The organism is Thalassospira sp. A40-3, assembly GCF_015871485.1.
GTDB lineage: Bacteria > Pseudomonadota > Alphaproteobacteria > Rhodospirillales > Thalassospiraceae > Thalassospira > Thalassospira tepidiphila.
Map to the genome: position 1 here is coordinate 1794006 of NZ_CP065428.1, position 18899 is coordinate 1812904.

Below are 18899 nucleotides of genomic sequence, written 5' to 3' on the forward strand. Positions count from 1 at the left end.
AAACAGCCACAAGTGATCGACAGAAAGTCAGTGCAATGACCGAAATTAAAACCGTCAAAGTCGGCAATATCGAAATCGCCAACGACAAGCCGTTTGCCGTTCTGGCAGGCCCGTGCGCGATCGAAAGCCGTCAGCACGCCCTCGAGATGGCCACAGCGCTTAAGGAACTGTCCGAAGGGCTTGGCATCGGGCTTGTTTATAAAAGCTCGTTTGACAAGGCCAACCGGACCAGCACCACGTCCAAACGCGGTGTCGGCCTTAAGGAAGGTCTCGATATCCTGGCCGAGGTCAAGGAAGTCACCGGGCTTCCGATTGTGACCGACGTGCATTTGCCTGATCAGTGTGCGGCGGTGGCCGAGGTTGCCGATATCCTGCAGATCCCGGCATTCCTATGCCGTCAGGCCGATCTGTTGCAAGCGGCTGGCAAAACGGGCCGCGCGGTTAATGTCAAAAAGGGTCAGTTCCTGGCCCCTTGGGACATGGTCAATGTGGCCAATAACCTGGCTGCGACCGGCAATGAAAACATCATGCTCTGTGACCGTGGGACCAGCTTTGGCTATAACACGCTTGTCACGGACTTCCGTGGACTTCCCACCATGGCCCGTCAGGGCTATCCGGTTGTCTTCGATGCCACCCATTCGGTTCAGCAGCCGGGCGGACAGGGCACCTCGTCAGGTGGCCAGCGCGAATTCGCGCCAGTTCTCGCCCGTGCGGCCGTTGCGGTTGGTATCGCAGCACTGTTTATCGAAACCCACGATAACCCGGCGACGGCCATTTCCGATGGCCCGAACCAAATCCCGTTGAACAAGCTTCCCGAAGTTCTTTCGGTTCTGATGGAACTGGACAAGGTGGCAAAAGCCAATCCGGTTCGTCTGGATATGTTTGACGCGTAAATAACAAATGCCGCCAGCACGTGATTGGCGGCATTCTTTTTTGCTGTAACCTGCATGCCTGATGGTCAGGTATGGTTCCTACCAGTGAGGAGAACGTTTCTGTCATGACCGCTATTATCGATATTCGCGGCCGCGAAATCCTTGACAGCCGTGGTAACCCGACGGTCGAAGTTGATGTCACCCTGGAAAATGGCGCCTTTGGTCGTGCTGCCGTTCCTTCGGGCGCATCCACCGGTGCACACGAAGCCGTCGAACTGCGCGACAAGGAAGACCGTTACCTTGGCAAAGGTGTTACCAAGGCGGTTGCATCCGTAAATGGTGAAATCTTTGAAGCGCTGGCTGGCATGGATGCCGAAGACCAGCTTGCCGTCGACAATGTCATGATCGACCTTGATGGCACCGAAAACAAAGGCCGTCTGGGCGCAAACGCCATTCTGGGTGTATCGCTGGCGACTGCCAAGGCCGCCGCCGAAGACGCCGGTCTTCCGCTCTATCGTTATGTCGGTGGGTCCTTTGCCCGCACTTTGCCGGTGCCGATGATGAACATCATCAATGGCGGCGAGCATGCCGACAACCCGATCGACGTTCAGGAATTCATGATCATGCCGGTTTCGGCCGAGACCTGCTCGGACGCGATCCGCATGGGTGCGGAAATCTTCCACAACCTGAAAAAGGCATTGTCGGCAGATGGCCTGAACACCAACGTGGGTGACGAGGGCGGCTTTGCGCCGAACATCGCATCGACCGAGGCTGCCATCAGCTATGTCATGAAATCGATCGAAGCTGCCGGCTATCGCCCGGAAGAAGACGTTGTGCTGGCCCTTGACGCGGCATCGACCGAGTTCTTCAAGGACGGCAAATACGTTCTGGCCGGCGAGGGCAAGTCGCTTGATCCGAGCCAGATGGTCAAATACTGGGCCGATCTTGTGGGTAAATACCCGATCTTCTCCATCGAAGACGGCATGGCAGAAGACGATTGGGATGGTTGGGCAGAACTGACGGCTGCCATCGGTGCCAAGACCCAGCTTGTCGGTGATGACCTGTTTGTCACCAACCCGAAACGTCTGGCAGATGGCATCAAGAAGGGCGTTGCCAACTCGATCCTGGTCAAGGTCAACCAGATCGGCACGCTTTCGGAAACGCTGGAAGCCGTCGAGATGGCACACCGCGCGGGTTACACCGCTGTGATGTCGCACCGTTCGGGCGAGACCGAAGATGCGACCATTGCCGATCTAGCGGTTGCCACCAACTGTGGTCAGATCAAAACCGGTTCGCTGTCGCGTTCGGACCGTATGGCAAAATACAATCAGCTGATCCGCATCGAGGAACTTCTTGATGCCGGTGCACACTTCCCGGGTCGTTCGATCCTGAAGTAAGGGCTGCTGATATTTCGACTGCGTAACAGGCCGCTTCCCGATCCGGAGGCGGCCTGTTTTGTATGTGCGCCAAGTGATAAATTCGAATATCAGGATTAGTGAATTGAGCGTAATCGCGCAGCTTTGCGCAGATTGCTTAACTCTATTTTTACCCGAATATGCGCATGGTTACGGGTAATCTTGCCGGTTTTCCCGGCTTGTCCGATGGTAAATCATTGTCAGACAAGCGAAATAACGTATGTGGTTTTTACGTTGTGCAGCCGGAACGAAGTATTTGGTCATCACGTCGCACAGATGTGCAAGGGGCATAAGGTAAATGTCGTCCAGTTCACCGGTCATTCTTCGCCTGAAACAGGCTGTCGCACCGGTAATCGCATTTACCGTGATGGCGTATTTCATCTTTCACAGTGTTGAAGGCGAACGCGGGCTTTTGAATTACTGGTCGATGCAAGACCGCGTCAGCCAGATCACCCAGGTTCTTGAAGAAACGACCGAGCGCCGCAAGTTGCTTGAACAACATGTGCTTTCGCTGCGTGCCAGCCACCTTGATCCGGATCTGCTTGATGAGCGGGCACGTGCGATGCTGAATGCTGCCCATCCCGATGATGTGATCATCTTCCACCATGATGGCTATAGCGATGTCATCACGGCAGCAGCCGCAGCCGACGCCAACTGAGCTTGATGCCTGCTTTGAGTGGGCAGGGGATCTGGTGCGAAAGAATCCGTTGGCGGCACAATCGTATTTCTCTGCGTAAAATGGCTCTGTACTGTTGACCAGATCACAGTTTGACAGAAATTTTGGGTTGTGAATTGTGTTCAGCAATAATCGCAAACGGGTAAGTCGTTGTTTAAACTGACTTCTGGTTTAGGGCGCTATTTTGCCAAACCGAGTAGAGGTCATTGATATACAATGCATTCTTTCGGTTGTTTTCCGTTTTGCGCTGCTATGCGGTATTATCCCCGCGAAAGCATAGCATTTGTGACGCAGGGGAATGAACGAGTTTTAAAGCAGGCGTCCAAGGTGCTGAAAATCCTGCAACTCTGTAAAAACGCGTAAACTCAAAGATTAACTGAAATCAGGTTTATTTGTGATTGTGCGTTGCAAAACAACAGTTTAATCGAGGTTAGATTGCTTGCCCTTGTGGTCTGTTTTCGGTAGTCATTTCGGTGGTCCAGTACCGAATTAAGCACTCATACATGATGCTTAAGCGATAGCCATCCACCGGGAGGAAACATGGCGACCACACCAAAACGCAAACGCGGCACGACGCGCGCCGACAATCAGGCGAGCAGTGACGATCTCCTCAAATATTACCGTGAAATGCTTCTGATCCGTCGCTTTGAAGAAAAAGCCGGTCAGCTGTATGGCATGGGTCTCATTGGCGGTTTCTGCCACCTTTATATCGGGCAGGAAGCCGTTGTTGTCGGCATGCAGGCCGCCGCATCGAACGAAGATGGTGTTATCACCAGTTATCGCGATCACGGGCACATGCTTGCAACCGGCATGGATGCCGCCGGTGTGATGGCCGAACTGACGGGCCGCGAAGGCGGGTATTCCCGCGGTAAAGGCGGCTCGATGCACATGTTCTCCAAGGAAAAGAATTTCTATGGTGGTCATGGTATCGTGGGAGCGCAGGTTCCGCTCGGAACCGGTATTGCCTTTAGCTACAAATACCGTGGCGAAAACAAGGTTTGCATGACCTATCTGGGTGACGGTGCCGTCAACCAGGGCCAGGTCTATGAAGCATTCAATATGGCAGCCCTTTGGCAGCTTCCGGTGATTTATTGCATCGAGAACAACCAGTATGCGATGGGCACCTCGACCCAGCGTCACTCGTCGAGCCCGGATCTGTATGAACGTGGTAAGGCCTATGGCATTCCCGGTGAGCAGGTTGATGGCATGGACGTTCTGGCGGTCAAGGCTGCTGGTGAGCGTGCTGTGGAACATTGCCGTTCAGGCAAGGGGCCTTATATCCTTGAGCTGAAAACCTATCGCTATCGCGGGCATTCCATGTCCGACCCGGCGAAATACCGTACCAAGGACGAGCTCGACAAAATGCGTAAAGAGCACGATCCGATTGATATGGTCAAAAAACTCCTGATCGACGGCGACATCATTGATGAAGCCGGTCTGAAAGACATCGACAAGGAAGTGAAAGCCGAAGTCGCAAAAGCGGCCGAGTTCGCGCAGAACAGCCCGGAACCGGATGTTTCCGAACTGTTTACCGACATTCTGATCGACGCGTGATCGCAAGCTCTGCGAACCGCTTTTGAACGATATTTCCCGGGAGAGAGGGAACAATGCCGATTGAAGTTTTGATGCCGGCCCTGTCGCCGACCATGACCGAAGGCACACTTGCCAAATGGAACGTCAAGGAAGGCGACACTGTCGCATCCGGTGACGTGATCGCAGAAATCGAAACCGACAAAGCCACGATGGAAGTCGAGGCCGTAGACGAGGGCACCATTGGTAAGCTCGTTATCGAAGCCGGTACCGAGAATGTCGCGGTCAATCAGGTGATTGCCTATATCCTTGAAGAAGACGAAGACGCGTCCGCACTTGATAACGTTTCTGCGTCCTCTGAACCCAAGAAAGACGCCGCACCGGCAAAAGAAGAAGAGTCTTCCAAGGAAGAATCATCTGACAAAGCCCCGGCATCGGCATCTTCGAATGCTGCACCGGTTTCTGCCAGTGGTGCGATTGAACGTTCTGACGCTGAGCCGCGCGCAATGAGCGTGATGAACGCGACCCAGGACGAAAAGACCTATACCAGCTTTAAAACCCAGACCGTTCGTGAAGCCCTGCGCGATGCAATGGCCGAAGAAATGCGTTCTGACGAAAACGTCTTCGTCATGGGTGAAGAAGTTGCGCAGTATCAGGGTGCCTACAAGGTTACCCAGGGTCTTTTGGATGAATTCGGTGACAAGCGCGTGATCGATACCCCGATCACCGAGCACGGTTTCACCGGCCTTGCAACCGGTTCGGCCTTTATGGGTCTTAAGCCGGTTCTGGAATTCATGACCTTTAACTTCGCAATGCAGGCGATTGACCAGATCATCAACTCTGCTGCGAAGACACTGTACATGTCTGGTGGCCAGCTTGGTTGCCCGATCGTGTTCCGTGGCCCGAACGGTGCCGCATCGCGCGTTGGTGCCCAGCACTCGCAGTGCTATGCATCCTGGTATGCACATTGCCCGGGTCTCAAGGTTGTTGCACCGTGGTCGGCGGCAGACGCCAAAGGCCTTCTCAAGGCGGCTATTCGCGACCCGAACCCGATTGTCTTCCTTGAAAACGAAATCATGTATGGTCAGAGCTTTGAAGTGCCTGACGACGAAGATTTCGTCCTGCCGATTGGTCAGGCCAAGATCGAACGCGAAGGTACCGATGTCACCATCGTTGCCTTCTCGATCATGGTGGGCAAGGCGCTTAAGGCGGCCGAGCAACTGGCTGAGCAGGGCATCTCGGCAGAGGTCATCAACCTGCGCACCATCCGTCCGCTGGATGTGAACACCATCGTGCGTTCGGTCATGAAGACCAACCGTCTGGTGACTGTTGAGGAAGGCTGGCACTTCTCGGGTATTGGTGCGGAAATCGCGTCTGTTGCGATGGAACATGCATTTGATTACCTCGATGCACCGGTTGCCCGTGTAACCGGCGAAGACGTTCCGATGCCGTATGCTGCCAACCTGGAGGCGCTTGCGCTTCCGCAGGACAGCCACATTGTCGCCGCGGCCAAGGCCGTTTGCTATCGCTAAGTAAGACGGACAGGGGCTGGTCGCGGGTTACACCGCGCCGCCCCGTTACCGGGAGAATGCGTTCATGCCTGTAAAAGTATTGATGCCGGCCTTGTCGCCGACCATGACCGAAGGCACCTTGGCGAAATGGCACGTCAAGGAAGGCGACACCGTTGAATCGGGTGACGTCATCGCCGAAATCGAAACCGACAAAGCCACGATGGAAGTCGAAGCCGTCGACGAAGGCAAGATCGGTAAAATCCTTGTTTCTGAAGGCAGCGAAAACGTTGCGGTAAACGAAGTTATCGCGTTGCTGCTTGAAGAAGACGAAGACGAAAGCGCGCTTGAAGGTGCGGACACGTCTGCTGCCAGCATGTCTGGTGGCGGTGAAAGTGCGCCGGCCAAGGACGAGGCCAAAGAGGAAAAAGCACCAGCAGCAGCCGAAAAATCGGCTTCTGGTGATGACAAACCGGCACCGGCTGCCCCGGTTTCCGGTGGCAAGCGCATCAAGGCAAGCCCGCTTGCGCGGCGAATTGCCGCCAACGAAGGCGTCGAGCTTTCCGATGTTTCCGGTTCGGGCCCGCGTGGTCGTATCGTGAAACGCGACATTGAAGCGGCTCTGTCGTCGAAACCGGCCGAAAAATCCGCCGCATCCGAAGACAAGAAATCGGCAGATGCACCGGCAGCAGCAAGTGCACCGGCCGCATCTGGCTGGAACCCGGATCTTACCGGTCTTCCGGAATACGAAGAAATTCCGAACAGCGGCATGCGCAAAACCATCGCGCGTCGTCTGACCGAATCCAAGCAGCAGGTTCCGCACTTCTACCTGACGGTGGATTGCGAACTCGACAATCTGTTGGCCACCCGCAAGCAGCTGAATGAAAAGGCGGGAGAGGGTGTCAAGATTTCGGTCAATGATTTCGTCATTCGTGCGGTTTCGCTGGCGCTGAAAAAGGTTCCGGCTGCGAACTCCATCTGGACCGACAAAGCGACCCTGCAGTGCAAGAAACAGGATATCTCGGTGGCAGTTGCCATCGAAGGTGGCCTGATCACGCCGGTTGTTCGTGATGCCGGTTCGAAAGGCCTTGCTGAAATCTCAAGCGAGATGAAGGCGCTGGCTGGCAAGGCACGTGACGGCAAACTGAAGCCAGAAGATTATCAGGGCGGGACCTTCTCGGTCTCCAACCTGGGTATGTTCGGTATCAAGGACTTCTCGGCGATTATCAATCCGCCGCAGGGCTGCATCCTTGCAGTTGGTGCGGGTGAACAGCGCCCGGTCGTCAAGGACGGTGCACTGGCAATCGCCACTGTCATGACCTGCACCCTTTCTGTTGACCATCGTGCGGTCGATGGCGCAGTCGGTGCGGAATTCATGGCCGAATTCAAAAAGCTTATTGAAGATCCGCTGAGCATGTTGCTCTAGGGTCCAAAGTTGCGCGGGGGCTTTAATAAGTCCCCGCAAGCATTTGAATTAAAAGACCTGTAACCATTAGTGGGCAGGCGAAGGAGATCCTACGATGGCGGATAACAATTTCGACGTAATCGTGATTGGCGCAGGCCCGGGTGGTTATGTAACTGCAATCCGTGCGGCCCAGCTTGGCCTGAAAACGGCTGTTGTCGAACGTGAACATGTTGGCGGTATTTGCCTGAACTGGGGCTGCATCCCGACCAAGGCGTTGCTGCGTTCGGCCGAAGTTTATCGCAACATGCACCACGCAAAGGATTATGGCCTTTCCTGTGAAAAGCCGTCCTTTGATCTGGATGCGGTGATCCAGCGTTCGCGCGGTGTGTCCAAGCAGCTTGCCGGTGGTGTTGGTCATTTGCTGAAAAAGAACAAGGTGACCGTGATCAACGGTGAAGCCAAGTTCGACGGCCCGAAAAAGATCGTGGTCGAAGGCAAGGACAAGGGTACCTATACCGCGAAGAATTATATCATCGCGACCGGTGCGCGCGCCCGTTCACTGCCGGGTCTTGAGGCCGACGGCAAGGTGGTTTGGGATTACAAAAAGGCGATGACGCCTGACAAGATGCCCAAAAGCCTTGTTGTGGTGGGTTCCGGTGCCATCGGGATCGAGTTTGCCAGCTTCTATCACACCATGGGTGCGGATGTGACCGTGGTGGAAATCATGCCGCAGATCATGCCGGTTGAAGACAAGGAAGTCGCAGGCCTGGCGCAGAAGATGATGACCAAGGACGGGATGAAGATCCTGACCGAAGCCAAGGTCGCGAACCTTAAGCGCAATTCCGATAACGTTGTTGTCACGGTTGAAACCAAGGACGGCAAGAAACAGGAATTGACCGTTGATCGCGTGATTTCGGCCGTTGGTGTGATCGGTAATACCGAAGGTCTTGGTCTTGAAACCACCAAGGTCAAGGTCGATCGCAACGTGATCGATACCAACGAATATTCGGCAACTGCGGAACCGGGCATCTATGCCATTGGTGATGTTGCCGGTCCGCCGATGCTCGCGCACAAGGCCGAGCACGAAGGTGTCATCTGCATTGAAAAGATTGCCGGTGTCAAAGGCGTTCATCCGCTTGATCCGCGCAAGATCCCGGGCTGCACCTATTGCCATCCGCAGGTCGCAAGTGTCGGTCTGACCGAAGCCAAGGCCAAAGATGCCGGTTATGAAGTCAAGGTTGGCAAGTTCCCGTTCATTGGCAATGGCAAGGCGGTCGCCCTTGGCGAGGCAGAAGGTCTGGTCAAGACCGTGTTTGATGCCAAGACCGGTGAATTGCTTGGCGCGCACATGGTTGGTGCCGAAGTGACCGAGCTGATCCAGGGCTTTGTGGTTGCGATGGGTCTTGAAACGACCGAGGAAGATCTCATGCATACGGTCTTCCCGCATCCGACGCTTTCGGAAATGATGCATGAGTCGGTCCTTGACGCCTATGGCCGTGCGATCCACTTCTAGAGCTTGAGATATTGTGTCGTGCCGGGCGGACATGCCCGGTATGATCACCTTTTACGAATGTCGGTTTGACAAATGCGCGGCGTGGCGGCAAATTGCCGCCCGTCCAATCCTTCGGAGGTAACTCTATGTCGACGGCGCCCAGCGAACAGAAACCCGTTCGTCACCCGGAAAAACAGAAACGGCCAGATCGCCCATCGGGGCGCAAACCGTCCTGGATCAGGGTCAAGGCTCCGACCTCCAAGGGGTATCAGGAAACCCGCGACCTTGCGCGTGGTCTGAACCTTCATACCGTGTGTGAAGAAGCCGCATGCCCGAATATCGGCGAATGCTGGCAGAAGAAACACGCATCCTTCATGATCATGGGCGATACCTGCACGCGTGCATGTTCGTTCTGTAACGTCAAAACCGGAATGCCGAACGCGCTTGACCCGTTCGAGCCGGAAAACCTGGCGATGGCGGTTGCCGACATGCAGCTTAAGCATGTTGTGATCACGTCTGTTGACCGTGATGATCTGGCCGATGGCGGGGCAGCGCATTTTGCCCGCGTGATTGAGGCGATCCGTCACAAGTCGCCGGAAACCACGATTGAAATCCTGACCCCGGACTTCCGTGACAAGCCTGGTGCAGTTGAAATCGTTGCCAAGGCCCGTCCGGACGTGTTCAACCACAATCTTGAAACGGTTCCCAGGCTTTATACCAATATCCGTCCGGGTGCGCGTTATTACCAGTCGCTGCGTATTCTTGATCGTGTCAAACAGATTGACCCGACGATCTTTACCAAATCCGGCCTGATGGTTGGTCTGGGTGAGGAACGCAAGGAACTGGCACAGGTAATGGATGACCTGCGTGTGGCCGATGTCGACTTCCTGACGATTGGCCAGTATCTGCAGCCGACCCTTAAACACGAGCCGGTCCACAAGTTTGTCACACCCGATGAATTCAACGAATATGCATCGATGGCACGTGGCAAGGGCTTCTTGATGGTGTCGGCAACGCCGCTAACACGGTCGAGCTATCACGCGGACCGCGATTTCGAGCAGCTCCGTGAAGCGCGCGAGAAGAAGCTGGCGGCTGCGGATGCGGCCAAAGCCAAGGCGGAACAGACCGTAACGGCGGCACAGTAATCCTTTCACCCGCTTAGCCACAGACCACGACGATCAAGGGAGATATCGCGTGCCGACGCATGCAGAGCGCAGGAAACTGCCCTATACGCCGGAACAACTCTTTGATCTTGTCGCGGATATCGATTCCTATTCGGAGTTCCTTCCGTGGTGTGTCGCATCGCGGGTGCGCAAGCGTGAAGGCAATGTGCTTAAGGCGGATCTTGTGATCGGCTTTAAGATGTTTCGCGAAAAATACACATCGAAAGTCACCCTGCAGCGCCCGGACCGGGTTGATGTGGAATATCTGCAGGGGCCCTTCAAGTACCTTAACAATCACTGGGTGTTTGAAGAGGATGAGGATGGCGGCACGTCGCTTGATTTCTTTGTCGATTTCGAGTTTCGATCAGCACTTCTGCAGAAAATGATCGGCGTCGTGTTTAACGAAGCCGTCAAGATGATGGTGGGGGCGTTTGAAACCCGTGCCCGCGAAGTGTATGGCGAGCCGAACTTGCCAACGTCGGAAAATCAGGCCTGATTCCTAGTCCTAGCGATCCAGCATTTCTTCGATCAGGGCAAAGGCCTTAAGGACTGTTGCCTTGCGCACGGTATGGCGATCACCCGGAAAGACCGTGTGGGTCGTGATGGTTTCACGCCCCTTGGCGGCACAGCCAAAATGAACAAGTCCGACCGGTTTGGTATCCGTTCCGCCGCCCGGACCGGCAATGCCGGTAACCGAAACGGCGATGGTGGCATTGGGTGCACGATCAAGCGCCCCTTCGCACATGGCGCGCGCAACCTGTTCCGAGACAGCACCGTGTTCGGCGAGCAAGTCATTGCCAACGCCGATCAGGCTGTTTTTGGCCTCGTTCGAATAGGTGACAAAGCCGCAATCGACCACCGATGAGCTGCCATCAACGCCGGTCAGGGTGCCGGTGATCAGACCACCGGTACAGGATTCGGCCGTGGCGATCATTTCGCCCTTGGCCTTGCAGCGCGCGATCAGGGCACTTGCCGCATTTAGAAGATCAGGGTCATTCATCATCGCGATCATCCGTCCATCAGGTGTGTTCGTCAGGAGCCGGTCAGGTCGCCGGTCAGGTAAACAACGCCGACAAGCGCAATCATGGCAAAAACGCCGGCCAGGACATCATCAAACATGATGCCAAACCCGCCGCCCACGCGCCGGTCAACCCAGCGTATCGGCCAAGGCTTGATGACGTCAAATATGCGGAATGCCAAAAAGGCAATCAACAGCCACACAGCATCCATCCAGACCGCACCAAGCGGCACGACAAGCAGACACATCCATTGACCGACCACTTCATCAATGACGATCTCGCCGGCGTCATGGATGCCCAGCATGTTGCTGTAAAGATGGGCGACCCAGATGCCGACGGCAAAAACGGCGATGCTGGCGATGATCAGTGCCGTGTTCCCGCCATAGGCCCAGATCAGCCAGCCAAAGGGCAGGGCGGCGAACGATCCGGCCGTGCCGGGTGCCTTCGGGCTTTTGCCGCTATAAAACCAGGTTGCGGCAAAGGTGATCATAAATCGGGAAAACGCCATTCTCAGCAAACGCATATGATGTGGAAGATGGCCATAGGTAACACAGCATATGAGCAGAAGGTGAAAATTTTGCGATTAAGGATGTGTTAACGGGCTTGCTTGCAGGCCGAGTTACAGGTAGCGTAAAGAAAAGGCAAAAATGTCTCAGGCGGGGTCAAAGAAACTCTGCATAACCGGGGTAACCGGACATGCATACGGGCAACTAGGGGTTAGACACTGAATATGTCGGCGTTTGAACGCATTCGTCGGTTGGTGGATAAATGGTTTCCGGATCGGCAGTTGCTTATCCGTTCCAATGATTCCGTTTACCAGCTTCGGCTTGGAAAATACGCGCAGGTCGCACTGGCCTCATTCGGGGCAGCAGCCATAACCTGGACGGTCGGCGTTACAGGTTATAGCTGGTACCTAGATCAGCGCCTTACAATGCGTGAAGAGCAGCTTTTCAGAAGCGAGCTGTCGTACAACCGTCTGATCGCCCGGGTTACCGAAAGTCAGCGCCGTTTTGGCGAGATTACATCCCAGATGGAAGATACCCATCGTAATCTGTTGTCGATGGCGGAAAAGAACCTGCAGCTTCAGGCGCGGGTACAGGATTATACCTCCAAGCTTGCTGATAGCGAGAAGGAGAAAGTCCGGATTTCATCGCTTCGCACGTCGATGGATAACCAGATGAACGCGTTGCAGGGGCAGATTGACGGGATCACCAACCGCAACCTTGCACTGCGCGATGAGTTGGAAACGGTTGAGACCGTCATGTCGCGTGTGATGCGCGAACGTGATCAGGCTTTGCAGCGGTCCAAAAAGCTTCAGGGTGAACTGAGCGAAGCGCGTCAGCGTATTGCTGATTTGCACTCGATCCAGCAACAAGCCATGCAGCGGGTGGCACAGACGGCAGATACCACCATTCTCGAACTTGAGAATGTGCTTGAGATGACCGGCCTGCAGCCGGAAACATTTGTTCTGCCGCCGATGAAGCCGCAGCAGCCCGGCGTTGGTGGTCCGTTCGTGGCGTTTGAGCCCGAACACCCGCAGGACGAGGAATTTGTCAATACGGCGTTGGCGTTGAATGATCGTATGGATCACCTTGCCAACCTGCATGACAGGATCAAGAAGACGCCAATCGGGGAACCGGCGGCGAAATACTATCTATCGAGCTCGTTCGGTAAACGAAAAGACCCGATCAATGGTCGCTGGGCTTTTCATTCCGGTGTTGATCTTGCCGGACCGATCAAGACACCAATTCTTGCAACCGCACCGGGCAAAGTGGTGCATGCGGGATGGAGTGGCAAATACGGGAAGATGGTCGAAGTTGATCACGGAAACGGTATTCGAACCCGTTATGGCCACCTATACAAGGTCCTCGTAAAGAAGGGCGACGAAGTGCAGTACCAGGACCATATCGCCTTGATGGGAAGCACGGGCCGCAGTACCGGTAGCCATGTGCATTATGAAGTTCTGGTCAATAATAAGCCGGTCAATCCTGTAAAATTTATTGAGGCGGGACGTTATGTTTTCAAAAGCGAGCAAGACGACACAAACAACGAATAAAAGTGGTTCACACGGCGCCGAGAAAAAGGGTGGCCTTTCGGTCATCAATGCCGATCTTCGTGTGACGGGTGATCTGATTTCGGAATCCGATGTTCAGGTTGATGGTTCGGTTAATGGCGATATTCGCACACGAACCCTGACAATCGGTCAAAGCGGCGAAGTCCGCGGCGAAATCGTTGCCGACAAAATCCGCATTTGCGGCACTGTTATCGGTCAGGTCCGGGCAAAGGACGTTTCCCTTTCCGATACCGCCCGCATGATCGGTGACATTCTTCACGAAAGCCTTTCCATCGAGCCGGGTGCACATATTGAAGGCCACTGCCGTCGCATCGAAAGTGCTGCTGACGAAGGCGGCCTGACGGTGATCCAGGCGGGGCAGGTGGTTGCTGCCAACGTGAAGAAAGAAAACAAATAGTCACTTAAGTGATTTCTGTTGCGGTTTTTAGGTGGCGGGTCCGGCCATAGGAAAAACCGACAGCAAAGCAAAAAAGGCAGGCACCGGTTTCGGGCCTGCCTTTTTCATGTTTGGGAGCGATTGATGCTATCGGGCGTTATGCCTTTTGCGGTTCGCCAACCAGTGGCAGCAACTCATCAAGGCCGTTCAGCACCACATCGGCGGTATGCGACAGGCGTTCGGCCGGGCTGTGTGCGCGGTTGATCCAGGCGGTGCGGAACCCGAAATGTCCGGCCCCGGCAATGTCCCAGCCGTTCGATGACTGGAACGAAATTTCGGCCGGTTCGACTTCAAGCTTGTCGACGGCAAGCTGATAAACATCCGGATGCGGCTTGTAGGTCTTAAGATCATCGACACATATGATCTGATCAAACAGCGACAGAATGCCCGACGATTTGGCCGCCGAGATCAGCATATGCTTGGCACCATTGGACAGGATCGCAAGCTTGTGACCCTGACTTTTAAGTGTTTTCAGCGTTTCGACGACTTCCGGGAAGGTATCAAGCGACAGATAGGTTTCCATCAGCTTGGCACGCAAAACCGGATCCTTTTTGCCAATCTGATCAAGCGCATAATCGAGCGCATCACCGGTCACGGTCCAGAAATCGGCAAAGTCCCCCATCAGACTGCGCAGCCAGGTGTATTCAAGTTGCTTTTGTCGCCAGAGGGATGAAAGGCGGTCTGCTTCATCGCCGACGCTGTCGCGCAATTTGGCGACGGCAGAACGGACATCAAACAGGGTGCCATAGGCATCGAAAACAAAAGCACGGCAGGAAGACAGTGCGTTATCGGACATATTGCTGACCTCTTCTGACAAGCAGTATTGATCAAATATGGGGTGCAGGTGGACAAGCGCAAATCAGGACCGTGGGCAAGTCGCCCGCAAACCCTTATTCTGCGTTGCTCACCGCGTCGCTTTGACCCATTGCGATCTCGTCCCGGGCAAAACGCCGGCGATAGACATAAGTTCCTTCCATCACACGCTGAACGTAGTTTCGGGTTTCGCTATAGGGGATCATTTCGATCCAGTCGACCAGATCGACATCCGGGTCGCGCGGATCGCCATATTCGTTGATCCATTGGCGCACACGGGTCGGCCCGGCATTGTAACTGGCGATCGTCAGGACTTCCTGACCATCCCAACGATCAAGAAGGCGGCTGAGATATGCACGGCCAACTGCGATGTTGAAGGACGGATCCTCGATCAGGCGATCGGTGTCGTAATCAAGCTTGAGCGACTGTGCCATGCGCTTTGCCGTGGCCGGCATCAACTGCATCAGACCACGTGCGCCAGCAGACGAGACCGCCTGCGGGTTAAACAGGCTTTCCTGACGCATGATGGCATGGACCAGCGCCGGATCCGGGGCACGGCCCAACGGAACCTGTTCATGGATCGGGTAGGCGGCATCAAGATAGCCACTGCCAGTGCGGATGCTGCGTTTGGCGGCCAGAATACCCAGATCGGTGCGGCCATATTCGCGCGCCAGATCTGTCGCCATGGCGAGGTATTCTGGTTCATCATGTTCGTAAACCAGTGCCATGATGAAAGGACGGATGATATTGCCAAGGCCCATCGCGCCGAGCTTGCGGACAACCTGGGTCAGTTCCTGTGCTTCGAATTCGGCGCGTTGTTCGGCGGTCGGGACCGGCTGTTCAACCGAATAGGATGGCTTGCTGCCCAGTTTGTCGATGGCAAGCTGCCCATAGAAGGTGTGGGCATGTTCAGCCGCGATTGCATACCATTCCTTGGCGCGTTTCTGATCGCCAAGCGCCTCGTTTGCGCGCCCGGCCCAGTAAGAGCCGCGCGACAGGCTGATCGGGTATTGAACGACATCATAAAGGTTCTGGAAATGGGTCAGCGCGATGTCGGCATCACCCAAAAATTCAAGCGCGATCCAACCCGCATACCATTCGGCCTCGGCGATATCGCCCGGATCAACCTGCCCATGGTTAGCGACCAGACGGTATGCATCGGTGATATGGCCCTTTTGCAGGGCGCGGCGGGCCAGAATGGCCTTTTCCAGCCACCAGTATTGCGGCCGGATCGAGATATAGGCGAGGTCATTGGCCTGCGAGAGCAGAAGATCACGGGCATCCTGATCACGGTCCTTCTTGCGGCGCCAGCGCACACGTTCGTAAATCAGGCCGGGATCATCGCGGTATTTTTCCGGAACACGATTGATCGCGCCGTCAACACCGCCACTCATGGCGCGCAGGGCGGCGCGGGCCTCGGCCAGGCGACGGTAATCGTCGCTAACATATTTCATCATGCGCGCGGCCGTCGTTAGGCGACCTTCCCATAACAGGCGATCAAGGCGCTGTTGGTGGGTTTCCTGATCAATATATTCACCGTAGCGATCAAGGAAGCGGCGTTCCTGACCGCTGCCGAAATTCTCGTTAATCCAGCTGTGGCGGACCAGTGCGATGGCCGCCGATTCCTGTCCAGCACCCAACAACGCCTTGATCTGGCGGGTGGCACCATCAGCGGTCACCGGTGCAGATCGTTTGAACCATGCCAGAATTTCGTCATCGGGCACGGCATCGGTCATGGCTTCTTCGGCGCGCTGTCTTAGCAGCGCCTGATTGGGCCATTTCGGATGGGCATCGATGAAGGCGGTGATTTCTTCGAAGCTGTGACCGGAATTGGGGGCGGTCAGCAGCATCCATTCCGCTGCCTTTTGCAGCAGGGGATCATCAAAATTGGTCAGGAGTTGTTCGAAAATGTCGGTCTTGCCATCTTCAACCGCGTCCAGAAAGGCGTTCAGGCGCGCCCGGCTGACAGCAGAATACAGCGGCGAGGGCGGCTGCGTCTGAAGAACGTTGTCTTCATTCGTTGCGGCCTGCACCTGATAACTGCCTGGTATCAAGATCGAAAAGCCCAGTGCCAATGCGCAGATCGAAATCTTGCGGAAAGACGCTTGCGCCATGTGATGTTCCCCTTGTGCCTTGCGGCAACGAATGCTCTCTCGAGCCGGGCATTATGGCAGCGAAATTGATAAAAGCCAAACAGTCCTGACGGGAATTTTCAGACCCGATCCCGGATCGCCTGGATTATTGGATACAGTGCTTGCGGGAAACCCCAACAGCGGCTATTTTCGCGACCGCTTTCAATATATCCCGAATTTGGAGATCTCTATGTTTAAGGGTTCAATCACAGCTTTGATCACACCATTCACGCAAGATGGTGCGATTGATGAAAAGGCGTTCCAGTCTTTTGTGGATTGGCAGCTTAAACAGGGCACGACAGGTGTTGTGCCTGTCGGAACCACTGGTGAATCTCCGACCCTTAGCCATGCCGAGCATCATCGCGTCGTCGAACTGGCACTTGAAGTTGCCAAAGGCCGCGGTCCTGTGATTGCCGGCACGGGTTCGAATTCGACCGCAGAAGCGGTGTCGCTGACCCGTCATGCGCAGAATGCCGGTGCGGATGCCGCACTTGTGGTAACGCCGTATTACAACAAGCCGACCCAGAAAGGCCTGTATGCGCATTTCAAGGCGGTTCATGACGCGACCGATATCCCGATTATTATTTATAACATTCCGGGCCGCTCGATCGTCGATATGCATGTTGATACCATGGCGCAACTGGCCAAATTGCCGCGCATTGTCGGTGTTAAGGATGCGACCAGCGATCTGGAACGTCCGGCATTGACCCGCCTGGCGGCGGGTGCCGATTTCTGCCAGCTGTCGGGTGAAGACGGCACGATTGTACCGTTCCTGGCACAGGGTGGTCATGGCTGCATTTCCGTCACATCGAACATCGCGCCGAAATTGTGTGCTGATCTGCATGCGGCCTGGGCTGCGGGGAACATTTCGAAGGTTCAGGAGTTGAACTATCGATTGATGCCGGTTCACAAGGCGATGTTCTGTGAATCCAGCCCCGGACCGGTGAAATACGCAGCAGAGCTTCTTGGCCTGTGTGGCAGCCATATGCGTTTGCCGATGGTCGAGATTGCCGAAGAATCCAAACGCAAGGTCGAAGCCGCACTTAAGAATGCTGGTATTCTCGGCCAGTAAGCGATAACAAGCGTCTTATGGCACCCAAGAAAGAAACAAGTAACAACAAGATTGTCGCGCAGAACCGGCGGGCCCGCTTTGACTTTTTCCTGACGGAAACGTTTGAAGCTGGCATCGCCCTGCGCGGTACCGAAGTTAAATCGCTGCGCGATGGCAAAGGGAATATTCAGGAATCCTATGCCGAAGCGAAGAACGGCGAAGTGTGGCTGATCAACGCTTATATCCCTGAATATCAAAGCAAAATGCCGTTCGGCCACGAAGAGCGTCGACCGCGCAAGCTGCTTTTGCATAAGCGTGAAATCACCAAGATGCATGATGCCCTGAACAAGAAGGGGTTCACCCTTGTTCCGGTCAAATTGTATTTCAATGAACGCGGTATTGCGAAACTTGAACTCGCCATCGCCGAGGGCAAGAAAAAGGCCGACAAGCGTGAAGCGGTCAAAGAGCGTGACTGGCAGCGCGACAAGGCGCGTTTGATGCGCGACTTTGGCTGATTGAAAGATCGGTCGCGGGCATGTGACTTGCCCCAGCCCTGTGAAAAGAGATTAAATGGCGCTGACATGGTGAACGTGTTGGCGCCATTTTTCGTATGTCGATCATCAACCAAGGAATATCCCGTGACCGAGAGCTTTTCAGGCAAGATCAAAGACAAACTGATCGCGGCCAAGCGCAAGTGGGCCGAAGACGGGCGCTTGATGACCGGCGCGCCGGATACTGAGCGTGCGAACCGTTTGCCGCCGGGCCAGCGTCTTGTCACGGATTGGCCGGTTCTGGATCTTGGTATCACGCCGCATGTGTCAGCCGATGACTATCAGCTTGAAATCAACGGGCAGGTCAGAAAGCCGACGACACTGAGCTTTTCCGATCTGCTTGATTTGCCGCATGTGACGGCCAAAAACGACATTCACTGTGTGACCAGTTGGTCGCGATACGAAAATCACTGGCAGGGCGTGTTGGCCACAACGCTGGCAGAGCTTGTTGATCCATTACCCGCTGCGCGTCACGTCCTTTTTACCGCCCATGACGGCTATACGACCAATGTTCGGATCGAACAGTTTTTGGATGATGACGTGCTGTTGGCCCATCATTGGGAGGGCGAGCCGCTGAGTGAAGAGCATGGCGGGCCGCTTCGTGTTGTGATCCCGAAGCTTTATTTCTGGAAAAGTGCCAAATGGGTAAAAAAGATTACCTTTGCCCGCGATGACAAGCCGGGCTTCTGGGAAGAACGCGGATATCACAACAATGCCGACCCATGGACGGAGGAGCGCTATGAATAGGCGGCAATTCGTTGT

18 protein-coding genes are annotated in these 18899 nt (G+C 55.0%); 14 read left to right on the top strand and 4 right to left on the bottom strand.

All coding sequences use genetic code 11. From position 1 onward, the window contains the following. Positions 1-35 precede the first annotated feature (35 nt). From kdsA to IT893_RS08070, 9 genes are all read left to right on the top strand, one after another. Positions 36-893 (top strand): 3-deoxy-8-phosphooctulonate synthase, encoded by an 858-nt coding sequence (gene kdsA, locus IT893_RS08030; RefSeq protein ID WP_008891174.1) that lies wholly within the window; start codon positions 36-38, stop codon positions 891-893. 104 nt (positions 894-997) lie between these two features. Further along, positions 998-2269 (top strand): phosphopyruvate hydratase, encoded by a 1272-nt coding sequence (gene eno / locus IT893_RS08035; protein ID WP_008891173.1) that lies wholly within the window; start codon positions 998-1000, stop codon positions 2267-2269. 316 nt (positions 2270-2585) lie between these two features. Further along, positions 2586-2945, top strand: coding sequence for a septum formation initiator family protein (locus IT893_RS08040; protein WP_008891172.1), 360 nt, complete (start codon positions 2586-2588; stop codon positions 2943-2945). Between the two features lie 558 nt (positions 2946-3503). Continuing rightward, positions 3504-4517 (top strand): pyruvate dehydrogenase (acetyl-transferring) E1 component subunit alpha, encoded by a 1014-nt coding sequence (pdhA, locus tag IT893_RS08045; RefSeq protein WP_008891171.1) that lies wholly within the window; start codon positions 3504-3506, stop codon positions 4515-4517. Positions 4518-4570: 53 nt separating this feature from the next. Continuing rightward, positions 4571-6025: a pyruvate dehydrogenase complex E1 component subunit beta gene (locus tag IT893_RS08050; protein ID WP_008891170.1), complete on the top strand. Its 1455-nt coding sequence runs from the start codon at positions 4571-4573 to the stop codon at positions 6023-6025. Positions 6026-6089: 64 nt separating this feature from the next. After that, a complete protein-coding gene (locus IT893_RS08055; protein ID WP_197147414.1) occupies positions 6090-7427 on the top strand; it encodes a pyruvate dehydrogenase complex dihydrolipoamide acetyltransferase in 1338 nt (445 codons plus the stop codon). A gap of 94 nt (positions 7428-7521) precedes the next feature. Next, complete coding sequence (gene lpdA, locus IT893_RS08060) at positions 7522-8919, top strand: dihydrolipoyl dehydrogenase (protein WP_064781470.1); 1398 nt, start codon at positions 7522-7524, stop codon at positions 8917-8919. 125 nt (positions 8920-9044) lie between these two features. Beyond that, a complete protein-coding gene (gene lipA, locus IT893_RS08065) occupies positions 9045-10043 on the top strand; it encodes a lipoyl synthase (protein ID WP_008891167.1) in 999 nt (332 codons plus the stop codon). Positions 10044-10092: 49 nt separating this feature from the next. Further along, on the top strand, positions 10093-10557 hold the full coding sequence (locus IT893_RS08070) for a type II toxin-antitoxin system RatA family toxin (protein WP_008891166.1): 465 nt from the start codon (positions 10093-10095) through the stop codon (positions 10555-10557). A gap of 9 nt (positions 10558-10566) precedes the next feature. On the opposite strand, the gene IT893_RS08075 is transcribed toward IT893_RS08070, so the two are convergent. After that, positions 10567-11061, bottom strand: coding sequence for a CinA family protein (locus IT893_RS08075; RefSeq protein WP_197147672.1), 495 nt, complete (start codon positions 11059-11061; stop codon positions 10567-10569). Positions 11062-11093: 32 nt separating this feature from the next. Next, positions 11094-11588: a phosphatidylglycerophosphatase A gene (locus IT893_RS08080; RefSeq protein WP_252724116.1), complete on the bottom strand. Its 495-nt coding sequence runs from the start codon at positions 11586-11588 to the stop codon at positions 11094-11096. A gap of 222 nt (positions 11589-11810) precedes the next feature. Here IT893_RS08080 and IT893_RS08085 point away from each other — a divergent pair, with 222 nt between their 5' ends. Together IT893_RS08085 and IT893_RS08090 are read left to right on the top strand one after the other, a co-directional pair. Then, the gene (locus tag IT893_RS08085) at positions 11811-13136 is read left to right on the top strand and encodes a M23 family metallopeptidase (RefSeq protein ID WP_008891163.1); all 1326 of its coding nucleotides are present in this window, start codon (positions 11811-11813) and stop codon (positions 13134-13136) included. After that, a complete protein-coding gene (locus tag IT893_RS08090; protein ID WP_008891162.1) occupies positions 13096-13551 on the top strand; it encodes a polymer-forming cytoskeletal protein in 456 nt (151 codons plus the stop codon). Before IT893_RS08085 ends, IT893_RS08090 begins: the two co-directional genes overlap by 41 nt. A 136-nt stretch (positions 13552-13687) precedes the next feature. Here the strand turns inward: IT893_RS08090 and IT893_RS08095 are convergent, their stop codons facing one another. After that, positions 13688-14386 (bottom strand): haloacid dehalogenase type II, encoded by a 699-nt coding sequence (locus IT893_RS08095; protein WP_197147415.1) that lies wholly within the window; start codon positions 14384-14386, stop codon positions 13688-13690. A 94-nt stretch (positions 14387-14480) separates the two neighbouring features. Next, complete coding sequence (locus tag IT893_RS08100; protein WP_197147416.1) at positions 14481-16517, bottom strand: lytic transglycosylase domain-containing protein; 2037 nt, start codon at positions 16515-16517, stop codon at positions 14481-14483. Between the two features lie 208 nt (positions 16518-16725). On the opposite strand from IT893_RS08100, the gene dapA reads away from it, so the two are divergent. From dapA to IT893_RS08115, 3 genes are all read left to right on the top strand, one after another. After that, positions 16726-17607, top strand: a complete 882-nt coding sequence (gene dapA, locus IT893_RS08105) for a 4-hydroxy-tetrahydrodipicolinate synthase (RefSeq protein WP_197147417.1) — start codon at positions 16726-16728, stop codon at positions 17605-17607. A gap of 17 nt (positions 17608-17624) precedes the next feature. Beyond that, positions 17625-18101 (top strand): SsrA-binding protein SmpB, encoded by a 477-nt coding sequence (gene smpB / locus IT893_RS08110; RefSeq protein WP_008891158.1) that lies wholly within the window; start codon positions 17625-17627, stop codon positions 18099-18101. A gap of 123 nt (positions 18102-18224) precedes the next feature. Next, positions 18225-18884, top strand: a complete 660-nt coding sequence (locus IT893_RS08115) for a sulfite oxidase-like oxidoreductase (protein WP_197147418.1) — start codon at positions 18225-18227, stop codon at positions 18882-18884. The last annotated feature ends 15 nt before the right edge of the window (positions 18885-18899 follow it).

Bases quoted from the DNA above. Each gene is read 5' to 3' on its own strand.
- eno (WP_008891173.1), top strand. From the start codon at position 998: ATGACCGCTATTATCGATATTCGCGGCCGCGAAATCCTTGACAGCCGT.
- pdhA (WP_008891171.1), top strand. From the start codon at position 3,504: ATGGCGACCACACCAAAACGCAAACGCGGCACGACGCGCGCCGACAAT.
- lipA (WP_008891167.1), top strand. From the start codon at position 9,045: ATGTCGACGGCGCCCAGCGAACAGAAACCCGTTCGTCACCCGGAAAAA.
- IT893_RS08075 (WP_197147672.1), bottom strand. From the start codon at position 11,061: ATGAATGACCCTGATCTTCTAAATGCGGCAAGTGCCCTGATCGCGCGC.
- IT893_RS08080 (WP_252724116.1), bottom strand. From the start codon at position 11,588: ATGGCGTTTTCCCGATTTATGATCACCTTTGCCGCAACCTGGTTTTAT.
- IT893_RS08100 (WP_197147416.1), bottom strand. From the start codon at position 16,517: ATGGCGCAAGCGTCTTTCCGCAAGATTTCGATCTGCGCATTGGCACTG.
- IT893_RS08040 (WP_008891172.1), top strand. From the start codon at position 2,586: ATGTCGTCCAGTTCACCGGTCATTCTTCGCCTGAAACAGGCTGTCGCA.
- IT893_RS08090 (WP_008891162.1), top strand. From the start codon at position 13,096: ATGTTTTCAAAAGCGAGCAAGACGACACAAACAACGAATAAAAGTGGT.
- smpB (WP_008891158.1), top strand. From the start codon at position 17,625: ATGGCACCCAAGAAAGAAACAAGTAACAACAAGATTGTCGCGCAGAAC.
- IT893_RS08055 (WP_197147414.1), top strand. From the start codon at position 6,090: ATGCCTGTAAAAGTATTGATGCCGGCCTTGTCGCCGACCATGACCGAA.
- dapA (WP_197147417.1), top strand. From the start codon at position 16,726: ATGTTTAAGGGTTCAATCACAGCTTTGATCACACCATTCACGCAAGAT.
- IT893_RS08050 (WP_008891170.1), top strand. From the start codon at position 4,571: ATGCCGATTGAAGTTTTGATGCCGGCCCTGTCGCCGACCATGACCGAA.
- kdsA (WP_008891174.1), top strand. From the start codon at position 36: ATGACCGAAATTAAAACCGTCAAAGTCGGCAATATCGAAATCGCCAAC.
- IT893_RS08095 (WP_197147415.1), bottom strand. From the start codon at position 14,386: ATGTCCGATAACGCACTGTCTTCCTGCCGTGCTTTTGTTTTCGATGCC.
- lpdA (WP_064781470.1), top strand. From the start codon at position 7,522: ATGGCGGATAACAATTTCGACGTAATCGTGATTGGCGCAGGCCCGGGT.
- IT893_RS08085 (WP_008891163.1), top strand. From the start codon at position 11,811: ATGTCGGCGTTTGAACGCATTCGTCGGTTGGTGGATAAATGGTTTCCG.